Origin of the sequence: Pseudomonas sp. EL_65y_Pfl2_R96 (genome assembly GCF_963970905.1) — a bacterium.
GTDB lineage: Bacteria > Pseudomonadota > Gammaproteobacteria > Pseudomonadales > Pseudomonadaceae > Aquipseudomonas.
The window spans coordinates 18,699-30,900 of the sequence record NZ_CAXAQH010000021.1 but is presented as its reverse complement, the minus strand read 5'-3'; the positions used below and the strand labels follow the sequence as shown (position 1 = coordinate 30,900).

At 59.0% G+C, this 12,202-nt stretch carries 13 protein-coding genes; 8 read left to right on the top strand and 5 right to left on the bottom strand.

Translation table 11 applies throughout. The features are described from left to right. Positions 1–14 precede the first annotated feature (14 nt). The 7 genes from AACY49_RS20130 (at position 15) to AACY49_RS20100 (ending at position 5,690) form a co-directional block, all read left to right on the top strand. Positions 15–704, top strand: a complete 690-nt coding sequence (locus AACY49_RS20130) for a hypothetical protein (protein ID WP_339525952.1) — start codon at positions 15–17, stop codon at positions 702–704. A 37-nt stretch (positions 705–741) separates the two neighbouring features. Then, positions 742–1,242, top strand: coding sequence for a hypothetical protein (locus AACY49_RS20125; protein ID WP_339525950.1), 501 nt, complete (start codon positions 742–744; stop codon positions 1,240–1,242). A gap of 88 nt (positions 1,243–1,330) precedes the next feature. Beyond that, positions 1,331–1,879, top strand: a complete 549-nt coding sequence (locus tag AACY49_RS20120; RefSeq protein WP_339525948.1) for a hypothetical protein — start codon at positions 1,331–1,333, stop codon at positions 1,877–1,879. Next, the gene (locus AACY49_RS20115; RefSeq protein WP_258698119.1) at positions 1,866–2,714 is read left to right on the top strand and encodes a tetratricopeptide repeat protein; all 849 of its coding nucleotides are present in this window, start codon (positions 1,866–1,868) and stop codon (positions 2,712–2,714) included. The genes AACY49_RS20120 and AACY49_RS20115 overlap by 14 nt, the downstream gene beginning before the upstream one ends. Positions 2,715–2,716: 2 nt before the next feature. After that, on the top strand, positions 2,717–3,472 hold the full coding sequence (locus AACY49_RS20110) for a lysozyme inhibitor LprI family protein (protein WP_339526042.1): 756 nt from the start codon (positions 2,717–2,719) through the stop codon (positions 3,470–3,472). 44 nt (positions 3,473–3,516) lie between these two features. Further along, entirely contained in the window at positions 3,517–4,515 is a 999-nt protein-coding gene (locus AACY49_RS20105; protein ID WP_339525946.1) for a hypothetical protein, read from the top strand. A gap of 68 nt (positions 4,516–4,583) precedes the next feature. Further along, a complete protein-coding gene (locus AACY49_RS20100; protein WP_339525944.1) occupies positions 4,584–5,690 on the top strand; it encodes a hypothetical protein in 1,107 nt (368 codons plus the stop codon). Between the two features lie 65 nt (positions 5,691–5,755). Here the strand turns inward: AACY49_RS20100 and AACY49_RS20095 are convergent, their stop codons facing one another. Next, a complete protein-coding gene (locus tag AACY49_RS20095) occupies positions 5,756–6,127 on the bottom strand; it encodes a DUF6124 family protein (RefSeq protein WP_320392625.1) in 372 nt (123 codons plus the stop codon). Between the two features lie 529 nt (positions 6,128–6,656). Between AACY49_RS20095 and AACY49_RS20090 the strand changes: the two genes are divergently transcribed. Beyond that, the gene (locus AACY49_RS20090; protein WP_339525941.1) at positions 6,657–7,040 is read left to right on the top strand and encodes a helicase; all 384 of its coding nucleotides are present in this window, start codon (positions 6,657–6,659) and stop codon (positions 7,038–7,040) included. 254 nt (positions 7,041–7,294) lie between these two features. Here AACY49_RS20090 and AACY49_RS20085 read toward each other — a convergent pair whose 3' ends face one another. From AACY49_RS20085 to AACY49_RS20070, 4 genes are all read right to left on the bottom strand, one after another. Continuing rightward, on the bottom strand, positions 7,295–8,695 hold the full coding sequence (locus AACY49_RS20085; RefSeq protein ID WP_258698114.1) for an aminoacyl-tRNA deacylase and HDOD domain-containing protein: 1,401 nt from the start codon (positions 8,693–8,695) through the stop codon (positions 7,295–7,297). Between the two features lie 78 nt (positions 8,696–8,773). Then, positions 8,774–10,849: an ATP-dependent DNA helicase RecG gene (gene recG / locus AACY49_RS20080; protein WP_339525939.1), complete on the bottom strand. Its 2,076-nt coding sequence runs from the start codon at positions 10,847–10,849 to the stop codon at positions 8,774–8,776. A gap of 9 nt (positions 10,850–10,858) precedes the next feature. Continuing rightward, positions 10,859–11,788, bottom strand: coding sequence for a hydrogen peroxide-inducible genes activator (locus tag AACY49_RS20075; RefSeq protein WP_008007618.1), 930 nt, complete (start codon positions 11,786–11,788; stop codon positions 10,859–10,861). 174 nt (positions 11,789–11,962) lie between these two features. Beyond that, complete coding sequence (locus tag AACY49_RS20070; RefSeq protein ID WP_339525934.1) at positions 11,963–12,202, bottom strand: hypothetical protein; 240 nt, start codon at positions 12,200–12,202, stop codon at positions 11,963–11,965.

Here is a 12,202-nt window from a genome sequence, read left to right as displayed (position 1 = left end):
GGTTGCTGCCTGGTTTGTTCGCGCTTGCTCATACGGGCCACGCCGTTGCCGCAGATACCGTGATGGTCGGCAATGCGACAGGTCAATCGCCGGTTGCTCAAGGGCCAGTCGAAGCCTCGGTCGACATGACGCCTTGCCGTTTCTCGATGACGCTTTCGCAAGATCAATGGCTGCAGTTCAACTCGCCCGATCTGGTGTTTGTCGCGGCAAAACAGCTGCCCGAAACATCCCGCGCACCTCACTTGTCGCAAGCGCAGACGTCGAGCGGCTATGAATGGAATTTCGCGAAGTCGGCAAACCTGAGCCAGACGTGGTTCGGGGTCATGTGTGAAAACGTCGGCAGCTTTTCCACTCTGACGACTCAGAAGCCGCCGTCGGATGAAACGATCGAACTGCAATTGCTGCGCGAGAGCAACGACCGCAAATGCCCGGCGACCCTGACCGATCACGGTTGGCTGCCAACGCCGTTGGCGGGTGACCCGCAAACTTATACGTTTGTGTCACTGGAGGGGAAGTCGTCAGGGTTCATCATCGGCTACCACCACAAGCAACAACCTCAGTTCAGCCGTATCGCCTTCTGCCTGACTCAAGGCGAGCAGGTGCTGATCGGCTCAGCCGAATCAGGTTCAGCCACCCCACTGGCGATAAGCACCGAAGGGTTCGAACAAATCAAGACCGCCGTGCGCAGCATTGCTTTCCAATGAGCATGCCGGCGATGCATCACACCGATGGAGTAACAACGTGAAAGGATTTGCCATTCTATTTGCCAGCCTCTTGGCAGCTTCCACATCCCTGGTGTTCGCCGCCGAACCAGACTTCAAGGAATACAGCGTTACACCTGTTTTCACCGGCACTCATCATGAACTTGTGCCGCAGGAAAACAGCAGTCCAGCGATGGACAGCGCCCGAGCCAAAGCCCTCCAGGGCAAAGTCAACTTCGCCGGCCATTACATCCTGCACCGGCTCGGCTGTGGCGGCGGCGCCATTTGCGGCGAAGTGCTGGACGCGCGCACCGGAGAGGTTACCGGCGGGCTGCCAAATGCTTACGACGGCAACACTTTCTATATGGTCTACCAGCCCGATAGCCGCTTGATCATCGTTTCTGGCCTGACGCTCGACGGCGAAGAAGACGCCCAGGGGAATGCGCTGGAAAGCCGTAACCGGGACCGTTACTACGAGTTTGTGGACAACGAGTTTCGACTGCTGACGATGGTTGACGCAGAATCGCCGCCGCTTGATTAAGGCTGATGAGATGAGCCGGTATCGCCGACGGCTACGCAAAGTGTCTGGCGGGACAACAAGGCCGGTTGACGGCGACAAGGAATACTCAATGAATCAGTTTTTTTTTGCCGGCGGCCTGTCATTGCTGCTCTCGTTCCCGGCTTTCGCTGCGCCAGCGGATGCTTATACCCAGCGCGATGTGATGCAGTGTGGCGGCGTCGAAGTGGTGCTGGTCTCGTCTTGCCGAACAGTAACGGTGGAAGACACGGAAACCCATGTAATCCCGGTCTGTTCCGACCAGACAATCAACATCGGCGGCAAAGTGCTTCGGCGCAACATCGACAAAGTTTCACAGCTCACGTCCGACGGTGCGAAGACGAAGATGTTGAGTAACGTGGTCGTGGCGATGGATTGCGTGAAAGGAACCAAGGGCAGCCTAGTTTCAATTGGCGGTTATGGCGGGTGCGGATCCTGCCCTGAATGGCGCGGTTACTACTCGACGGCCGGACGGTTAGAGCATTACAGCTACAGCAATAGCTATCGGTCGTTTGGATCGAAAGGTTCTTGGGAAGGGCTCATCGAGGTTTATGGCGTCACGGAGAGGCAGCTGCAATCGGAAAGCCCTGCAGTGAAAAGGATCGGCTATGGCCAGCCTTAAGTGGGTGCTGATGATCGGCAGTCTGTTCATCGCCGCCAGTGCCTTTGCCGAAGATCCGCCAATAGTCGGTATCGACGGGCGCACAGTGACGTTTCGAGCGACAAAATGGACGATGCCCGGTGTGGAGTCGGCGACCGCATGGTTCACCGCAAACGGCAAAACCTTCCCACTCTTCGGCTCCGACGTTGGCGCCGATGGGCACTCCGACTGGCTCAGTCCTGACAAGAAAACCTTGTTGCTCGACCCGGTGAGCTTCGGCATGTTGTCGGTCGAGAGTGGTGAAGAAAAACTGGTATCGCAACAGCATTGCGATGTGATCTCGATGGAGACCGGTTGCGTGCTGGCTGAGCGTTCTGCCAGCTTTTGTGTCGGTAAATGGGTAGGCAATCAGTGGGTTTCCGCAGACGGCGAAGTGCTCAATCCCGCCCTGGAGACGCAGTCCCCAAAGGACCTGCTGAAACATGTCTCGGGCATCGAGCCGGCGCAGTCCCGCGCAGAGTCCATCGAATGGAGCCTGAGCTTTTTAAGTCCGGAATCCTACATGGCGTGTCATCCCCCGGCGCAAAATGTTCAGGCGTTCAACGACCTGGGTTTTTACCTGGCCGAGGGCGGTAACGATGAGTTTGCACTGAAGTTTTATCGAGGCGTCGAGGCGGTCGGCAAGCGCACGGTGTTGATGTTGAACATGGCTGATTCACTGTGGCGCCTTGGTCGCAAGGACGAAGCGCAGCGCTATTACCGCCAGTACCGCGACGCGATGAGCGCAGAAGGCAAGGCGCAGAAAATTCCGCAACGCGTAACTGCGCGATCTGAAAATCAGGGACTGAAAAATTGAACATGTTAATCCGGTTTATCGCGTTTTCCTTTGGATGCCTGTTTGCCTCCATCGCGATGGCCAAGGACGAATGCAAAGAGACCACCGTGAGCTGGCAGATCGATCTGTGCGTGGAAGCGGCACGCAAAGAAGCCGACGCACAGCTCAATGCTAGTTACAAGAAACTGCTTGCGCGGTTCGAGTCTCAGCAGCGGCGCGACCCTGAACAGGGCAAGGCGTTGATGGCGATGACCAGAGAGGCCCAGCGCGCGTGGATCAAGCTGCGCGACACCACGTGCCCGCTCGAAGCCACGGAAAGCGAGCCCGGTGTGGCGCTGCATGTTACGACTATCAACAACTGCATGGCCAGAATGAGCCTGGAGCGTGCGGCTTATCTGGACACTATCGTCGCTGATGAGCCGGGTAATGTGGTTGATCTCAACAAGGTGTTCCTGTCCGGCTCCCAGCGCTTCGGCGATGTCGTGGCGCGTTATGTCAGCACCTTTGGCAACCCTTGTTTGACGGTTCAGATTCTGGCGCCCAACGGCGGCTGGAGAGTGCTGTCCTCCGAGCGGTTTTGCAGTTTTGACGGCAAATCGTTTTGGGATGGCTATGCCAGTGCCTTGTTTGATAATCACGCATTTGCTGCCGATGGTTTACACCTGACGCTCAGCTTGTTCGAGCTTCGTGGGGACGGAGAGAAGCAGCTCTCATGCGTGATTCCGATTCAGAATGAGCAAATCAAAGAACTGAAGTGCGGCGCACCTGAGGCAGCGTGAAACCATCAGCGTAAACATTTGAAGATTGATCAATAAGGAAGTGGGTGGAATTGGCCAGGCTCTTAAGTTTTATTGCTGCGCTCGGATGCATGGTCGGTTTGTCGGCTCAACCGGCATCGGCAAGTGACCCACAAACCATCGGCGAGCTGCATCCGCCGGTGGTTGCTTCGTTGGGTGATCAAAAGATCACGGTGTTCTTTTTGAAGAACAACCTTAAAGGTCAGGTTGGGGACGTGCATGTGCCTGATGCTGAAATTTTCTACGCACCCATGAATGCGGTGAAGCCTTCGCTGAATTATGTGTGGAAGGTCGAAGGCGAACAAATTGCCTCGGTGTTCTTCTTCGAGCGCAAATTCCCTGAGCGAGCGGGGAAGTCCATGTTTGTTCTGACGGAAACACCTGAGTCGAACAATCGATTCCAAGGTGTTTCCTATTCAACCCAAGAGCTGCACCTCGTGAAGAATGGCGACCGATTGTCGTTGGAGTTTCTTCGCGGCAATGCCTATCCCCCGGAATTGCAGAACTGTTACGAAGGTCGCGATTTGGATAAAGGGATAGACGTGGAGTGCGCATACAAAGATGCGGCGAGTATTAAGAAGTTTCTGGCGGCCCAGGATGAAAAGATGATTGCGGATCAGAAACAACAACTTGGCCTGATCCGAGAACCTCTGAAAACCGGTGGTGACGTGGCTAATGTCACTTGTCCCTCAACCGAATTTTCCACGTTCCTCGCAGCCTTCTCCGAGCGCACAGACGTGCAAAAAGCATTCGTACAACAGCCGCTGCAAATGGTCACCACCGTGGCCGGCGATCCCGAGCCTGAGATGGAAAAGCGCAGTGTCAGCGGCGATCAGATCAAGTTTCCAATCATCCCGGATCGCGTGAAACGAGAGGCCGATGGTCTTACGTTGACCGTCAAGGAAGAGCGGGGCAACAACGCCACGGCGATCCTGCAGAAGCCGGATACCGATTATGTCTTCGAGTACCGGTTTGTTCGTGGGCAATGTTGGCGGTTGGAAGAAGTGATGGATTATTCGCTTTAAAAACGCAGGAGGCGTTACCGAGCGGCAGCGTTTTGTTCGATCAGGAATGAGTTTGTAACCAGGGAGGCATGTTGAAAAAATTACTGTTGCTGGCGTTGTTACTTTGTTCTTTGCCTGTGGCTGCGCAACCGATGTTCCCGGCACTCAAGTCCTGCAAGAGTGCTGGTAGCGATTGCGTGTTGAGGCTCGATAGCAATTTTTTCCTGGTGGACGTCGCCTCCGGGAAACGACTGTCCGAGACCGCGGAGTCGGCAGGGGCTATGAGTGGTTTCTGGCTGTATCGAGATGGAGAGCGGTACATCCTCGAGGACGAAAATTACTCCCAGGCGAAGTCGCGTCGTTGGTTGGTTTTTACCTATAACAACGGCAGGGTGGTGCTCGACGGTGCGTATATTTTTTCGATAGACATGGCTGAGACGGGGCCGTACTGGCATGGCTATGACTGCCGAGGAAACTCCAGTCCGTTCACAAACCCAGGTAGTGAGCCTTTCAGTGACGCCGCTTTGGAAGAGTTGTGCGGTGGTGCCGAAGGCTGGGTCGTCTCGGGGAAGGATTCTGTGGTGCCCGTATCGGCCAAAGGTCTGGCCGTCAGCGTCCCCGTTTACCACGCCCGCAACCGCGACGGTTCTGCGACGTACCTGTTTACTGAAAGCGATGTTCCGGATCTTTCGAAGCTGGTGTGCCTGTCCAATTGTGCCGATGTCGCACAAACGCCGGAGCGCGTCTCGCAAGAGACCGCGCCATTGAAGGGCGGGCAGGATGGAACGTTGTGCTCGGATGACGAAGATATTTACTTCAGCTGTCCGTTGGCCGGCGGCAAAACGGTTTCTGTTTGTGCGCGTGGAAACAGCAAGCCTGCGGCCGGTTCTGTTCAGTACCGTTATGGCGTGCCGGGAAAAATAGAGATGATCTATCCGAAGAGTGCCTTACCGCCCAAGGGCAAGTTCTTTGTTGTGAATGCGTCGGAAGGCAGCGTGAACCTGAACATTATCAAGTTCAAAACTGGTCCTTACACCTACCTCGTTAACCAAGCCTTTGTCAGTTATCTGACCGTGCTCAAGGATGACAAGCTTGTGTTCAGGCAGCGTTGCGGTGCGGGAAGTTATTCTTATATCAACCGGGCAGCGCTCCAAGGGTTGCAGTCACGTCCTAAAAGCGCAGAAGACTTTCGCTAGCCCGGGCTGGTAATGAAGATCGAGAAAGGGGACGTAATGTCCCCTTTTTTTCGTCTGCGATTTTGCTACGGCTTAACCCCGTACTCCTTCAACTCGATGTGATCGAGCGCGCCTTCCACCATCAGATGAGCCCCATCCGCCATTCTGCTGAGCGCCAGGGCGACTGAGCGGCGGGTGCCTTCGATGTCGTCGGCCAGGTCGGCGGCGATGGCGCTGATGGACTTCAGGTCTTCTGAGGCGTTGGCCAGGAGGGCTTCGGTGTCGATGTCGGGGGAGACGGTGAAGAGCTTGCCTTTGCGCTTGGGTTTTTCGTTGGGTGGCGGGGCGAAATGGTGGTCGAGGGCGCGTTCGGCGGCTTCGTGGAGTTTTCTGGAATCGAAGGATTCGTAGGGGGATGTGGCTGGGTTTTCTGGGGGATTCGGTGTTGGCTTGATCATAGGTATCTTCCGGTAATAGGAGCTGACACCGTTTCGCTCGCACTTCGAAAGAGGTGGCAACTGTGCATAGGTGTGCAAGACCGGCCCGGAGTATCCGGCAGACCCGAAGGTCTCCCACGCACAGTCGCCATAACGATTCGCGAGCATAAGAAAACACTCGATGAATAGCCATAAACGATTGTGCACCAGGCCGGACTTGCACGTCCGAATCACCGATTTTGCGGTGACGGACAGAGGTTATCGGTGAAGGTGAGGGCTGCCTAGTTCATGGACAGCCCGGCGTTTTGAAGGAAATGTCCGAGAGGTTTGAGGGCATCAAGATCAAAAGATCGCAGCCTTCGGCAGCTCCTACAGGAATGTGTTTCATCAGGTGTAGGGCGGGTCCTTCAGAGTGAAACGCAAAGCGTGACTTGGCGGTCATCATGCGGGAAAAGCGGTTCATCTTCTTCTAACGCAACTCGATGGTGGCGTTCTGGCTTGAAGCGGCTACACTGCGCCGGCCGTTCATTTTTCTTTTGAGGCTGTGCGCATGAAATTTCGTTTTCTTCTGTGGATGCTGGGTTTGTTGATGGGTAAGGCCAGTCGGACTAATCCTTCGTTTCAGCAGCAGTTGGGTGATAAGGCGTTGGTGTTTCAGCTACAGACCCTGGACGGGAAGGTGGCTCGGCATTTCGTGGTGAAGGATCAGCGCATTACCAGCAAGGCTGGGGTGTATGCGGAGCCGGCGTTTGCGATTGCGTTCAAGGACGCGGCGTATGGCTTTGCCACGATGCAGGCGAAGAACAAGCAGTTGGCGTTTATGACGGGGATTCAGGACAAGTCGATTCAGATCAAGGGCAACCCGGCGCTGGTGATCTGGTTTCAGGGGTTGACCAAGTATTTGAAGCCTAGGAAGGCTAAGCCTGAGGCTTGAGGTCGATGATTAATCCTGTGGCGAGGGAGCTTGCTCCCGCTGGGCTGCGAAGCGGCCCTGAAGCCTGAGACCTCGGTTGTATCTGACACACCGCGTTGGCTGGGTTGCGACTGCTGCGCAGTCGAGCGGGAGCAAGCTCCCTCGCCACAGGGGTTGTGGTGATCAGGTAGATCGGCGGGGAATTCATCGCGGGCAAGCCCGCTCCCACAGGGATCGCCTAAATCCTGTGGGAGCGTGGCTTGCCCGCGATGCTTTTAGGCCTGGCTGAATTGCGAAGCCAGTTCGCGCAGCAGCACTTCGGCTTCGAGGACTTTGCTGACCACATCGTTGGCCTTGTCACGAGTCAGGCCGACGCGTTCCAGCAGGGCATCGGGGATGTCTTCATCCGGCCCGGAGCCGATGCCGCGGCTGCGCAGCAGGCGTACGGCCAGGCACACGAGGTTCGGGTATTCGGCGTAGTCGCCGTCGTAGCTTGGGTCGTGCTGGAAGCGCAGGGCGGTGGCCAGTTCTTCGGGCATGTCCCAGTAGCGCATCAGCCATGAGCCGATCTGTTCGCGGCTGATGCCCAGCAGGTGTTGTTCCACGTAGCTGTGGCACAGGTGCGGGTTGACCTCCAGGTGGCGGCAGATCAGCGAGAAGTGCGGCGGAAATACGTGGGCCAACAGCAGGTAGCCGAAGTTGTGCAGCAGGCCGGCGAGGTAGGTCAGGCCGGCTTCCGGGCGCTGGGCGCGGGGCATGGCGCGGGTCAGGCCTTCGATGACGGCGGCGGTGTAGATCGATTGCTGCCAGTACGGCGTGGTGTGTTGCGGGTGGTCTTTGGGCAGGCTCAGGGTTTTGCCCAGGGCCAGGCCCAGCGCCAGGTTGATCACCAGGTCGAAACCCAGCACCCGCACGATGGCGTCTTCCACTGAGCGAATCTTGCCCGGCGAGGCGTAATACGGCGACGCTGCCCAGCTGACGACTTGTGCGGCCAGGGCCGGGTCGGTTTCGACCACGCCGGTGATGTCGTCGATGGTGGCGTTGGGGTCGACCCGCAGTTTGATGATTTTCTGCGCGGTTTCGGCCAGCGGCGGAATTTCGATGGTCGCTTCCAGGCGTTGCTGAATGCGCCGCGCGGTGAACGCTTGCACGGCCTGGGTGATTTCCTTGCGGTCATCGTCGGGGCGGTCGAGGTTCGGGCGGATGCTGTTCACGGCTTCGCCGAAGTTGGCGGCGCTGGCCTTGGTGAGCATGGTTTTGAAATCGTCGCTGGTGATTTCCAGCAGCACGCCCGGCTCGCCCGAGTTGATCAGCAACGTCGGTTCGCGCAGCAGGCTTTCTTCATACAGGCACGGCGAGCTGGTGAGCGCCGGCAGGCCGGGCAGCAGGCTCAGGCTGTGTTTGCCGAGCATCTTTTCCAGGCGCTCGGTAGAGACGGCGGTCAATCGGCGGCCGGTGAGTTCGGCGAGGCGGTTGAGGTCCAGCAGTTGGTTCTGTGGGAACAACACCATCAGCGCGCCCACGGCGTCATCCAGCAAAACAGCCTGCACTTTACGCGCGGTGTTCAGGCCGTGATGGTCCAGGACTTCTTCGTAGGCGATGCCCAGCTTGCCAAGCAGTAGCCGAATAACCGACGGAGCGTGCGGGGTGGCGGGTGCGAGGGCAACGTCGGTCATGGTCTGTATCCGTTTGCAAACAATTGCAGGAGTATAACCAGCTTGTTTGAAGCCAGGGTCCAGAAACTGCGACAGTGCTCACACTTGGCCGTATTGCTGCCCATGGCGTAGCCAGCGGTCGAGCAGCGGGCTGACGTGATCCGGCCAGCGTTCGAGCAAGGCCTGGGCGGCGTCGCGCACGGCGGGCAGCAAGTCGGCGTCGCGCATCAGATCGGCGACCTTGAATTGCAGCAGGCCGGTCTGGCGCGTACCGAGCATTTCGCCGGGGCCGCGCAGTTCGAGGTCTTTTTCGGCGATGACAAAACCATCGTTGGTTTCGCGCATGATGCCTAGCCGCTGACGGCCGATCTGCGACAGCGGCGGATGGTAAAGCAGCACGCAATGGCTGACGGCACTGCCCCGGCCGACGCGGCCGCGCAGTTGGTGCAGCTGTGCAAGGCCGAGACGCTCGGGGTTTTCGATGATCATCAGGCTGGCGTTGGGCACATCGACGCCGACTTCGATCACGGTGGTGGCGACCAGCAATTGCAGGTTGCCGGCCTTGAACTCGGCCATCACCGCGGCTTTCTCGGCGGGCTTCATACGGCCGTGGATCAAGCCGACTTTCAACTCGCCGAGGGCGGCGGTGAGGTCTTCATAGGTGGTTTCGGCGGCCTGACAGGTCAGTTCTTCAGACTCTTCGATCAGCGTGCACACCCAGTAGGCCTGACGCCCTTCGGCACAGGCGCCGCGAACCCGTTCGATCACTTCGACGCGCCGGGTGTCGGTGACCAGCACCGTGTTCACCGGGGTACGGCCGGGGGGCAGTTCGTCGAGGATCGAGGTGTCGAGGTCGGCGTAGGCACTCATGGCCAGCGTCCGTGGAATCGGCGTGGCGGTCATGATCAGCTGGTGCGGACACATCCGCCCGCCGACGCCTTTCTGCCGCAATGCCAGACGCTGCTGCACGCCGAAGCGGTGCTGTTCGTCGATGATCGCCAGCGCCAGGTTCTTGAACTGCACTTCGTCCTGGAACAGCGCGTGGGTGCCGACCACCATCGGCGCGCCGCCCGCGATCTGCTCCAGCGCGGCCACGCGGTTTTTGCCCTTGAGCTTGCCGGCCAGCCACGCGACTTCGATGCCCAGCGGTTCGAGCCAGCGCTTGAAGGTGATGAAGTGCTGCTCGGCGAGGATTTCGGTAGGCGCCATCAATGCGACTTGATAACCCGCTTCCAGCGCCTGAAGTGCGGCGAGGGCGGCGACCACGGTTTTGCCGGCGCCAACGTCGCCCTGAATCAGCCGTAGCATCGGTTCGTGCTGGCTGAGGTCGTAAGCGATTTCGTTGCCGACCCGTTGCTGGGCGCCGGTTGGGGTGAAGCCGAGGTTGGCCAGATACTGGGCGGGCAGCTTGGTGGCTTTCGGCATGGCCGGCGCGCGCAAGGCACGCATGCTCTCGCGCAGGCGCTGCTGGGACAGTTGATGGGTCAGCAGTTCTTCGAAGGCCAAACGGTGCTGGGCCCAGTGATGACCGAGGGCGAGTTCGTCGACGTCGGCATCGGCGGGCGGGTGATGCAGGTAGCGGATCGCATCGGCCAGCGGTGCCAGTTGGTAGTCCCGGGCCAGTTCGGTCGGCAGCCAGTCGGGCAGGCTGCTGGGGCCGAGCAGGGTCAGGGTTTGCATGCACAACTGACGCAAGCGTTGTTGGGTCAGGCCTTCTGTGAGCGGGTAGACCGGGGTCAGGGTTTCATCCACCGGCGGCGGTTCGTCGCCGGTGATGGCGCGGTATTCCGGGTGGTAGATCTCCAGCCCCGACGCACCGGGCCGCGCTTCGCCGTAGCAGCGAATGCGCGTGCCGCGTTTCAGGCCTTCTTTCTGGGCGTTGCTGAAGTGGTAGAAGCGCAGGCTGAGCCCGCCGGTGCCGTCCTGCAGACGGACAACCAGGCTGCGGCGCCGGCCCATGACCACGTCGGCACCGCTGACGGTGCCTTCGATGACTGCGTCTTGCCCGGGTCGCAAATGGCCGATCGGGACCACACGGGTGCGGTCCTGATAGCGCAACGGCAGGTGGAACAGCACGTCCTGGAGGTTCTCCAGGCCGACCTTGGCCAGTTTCTCGGCCATGGCTTCGCCGACACCCTTGAGTGCCGTCACCGACACTTGCGACAACTCGGTCATGACCGCGACTTAACCGGCCACTACCGGCGCTGGCGGCTTGGCCACCGAGCACAGGCGAATGGAGTCGGCGAGGATTTCAATCGCCTTGGGCCGCGGGAAGCTCGCGCGCCAGGCGATGGCCACGGTGCGGAACGGCACGGGCGCGCTCAGTGGGCGCACTTCGATCACGCCGGGGGCGTAGTGGTGGCTGTCGACCGCCGACAGCGGCAGGATCGAAATGCCCAGGCCGGAGGCGACCATGTGGCGAATGGTTTCCAGCGAGCTGGATTCCACCGTGGTGTGCTTGGCGCCGTCGTTGCCTTTGGCCAGGGTCGGGCAGGCTTCCAGCACTTGATCGCGGAAGCAGTGGCCTTCGCCGAGCAGCAGCAGGCTCTTGTCGTTGAGCAGGGCGGCGTCGATGGATTCTTTTTGCGTCCACGGGTGCTGGGCCGGCATCAGGACGTAGAACGGTTCGTCGTAGAGTTGCAGGGTCAGCACGTCGGCTTCGTTGAACGGCAGGGCGATGATGATCGCGTCGAGCTCGCCGTTGCGCAGTTTGTCGCGCAGCACGTGGGTGAAGTTTTCTTCAATGTACAACGGCATCTGCGGGGCGACCCGGTGCAGTTGTGGAATCAGGTGCGGGAACAGGTACGGGCCGACGGTGTAGATCGCGCCGACTTTCAGCGGGGCGGTCAGCTGGTTCTTGCCGGCCTGGGCCAGTTCGCGGATGCCTTGGGCCTGTTCCAGTACTTTCTGCGCCTGGGCGACAATGCCTTCGCCCACCGGGGTCAGGCGCACGGCGCTCTTGCTGCGCTCGAAAATCAGCACACCGAGTTCGTCTTCAAGCTTCTTCACGCCCACCGACAGGGTCGGCTGGCTGACGTGGCAACGCTCGGCCGCGTGGCCGAAGTGCTGCTCTTGGGCGAGGGTAACGATGTAGCGTAATTCTGTCAGAGTCATAGCAAGCGTCCATGAAGTTGCGGGCCAAGCATACCGGCTGCAATCGATAGACGCACGTTATCAGACTGAGTGCGTTGAGTGACACAGGGCAATGCAGGTTTGCCGTTTCCAGATATGCAAAAGGCATCTTTCCGGTGCCTTTATGGTTGTTGCACAACCTGTGGGAGCGCGTTCTTACATGAGAATGCGGTCGAATGTGAGGGCGGGTTTGCTCGCGAAGGTGATCGAATGACCGCCGAAACGCTCAACCCCTGCCAGTTGTCCACAGGCAGCAGCCTCCATAGACACTCTTTCACCTTTAATCATTGGGCCGTCCTGCGGCGCAAATGCTAATCTCCACCCCACTTTCAGCGCAGTCGTGACCGCACCCGTCATGGGTTCAGGGAAGACGACCACACTTTCAACAACGGACAT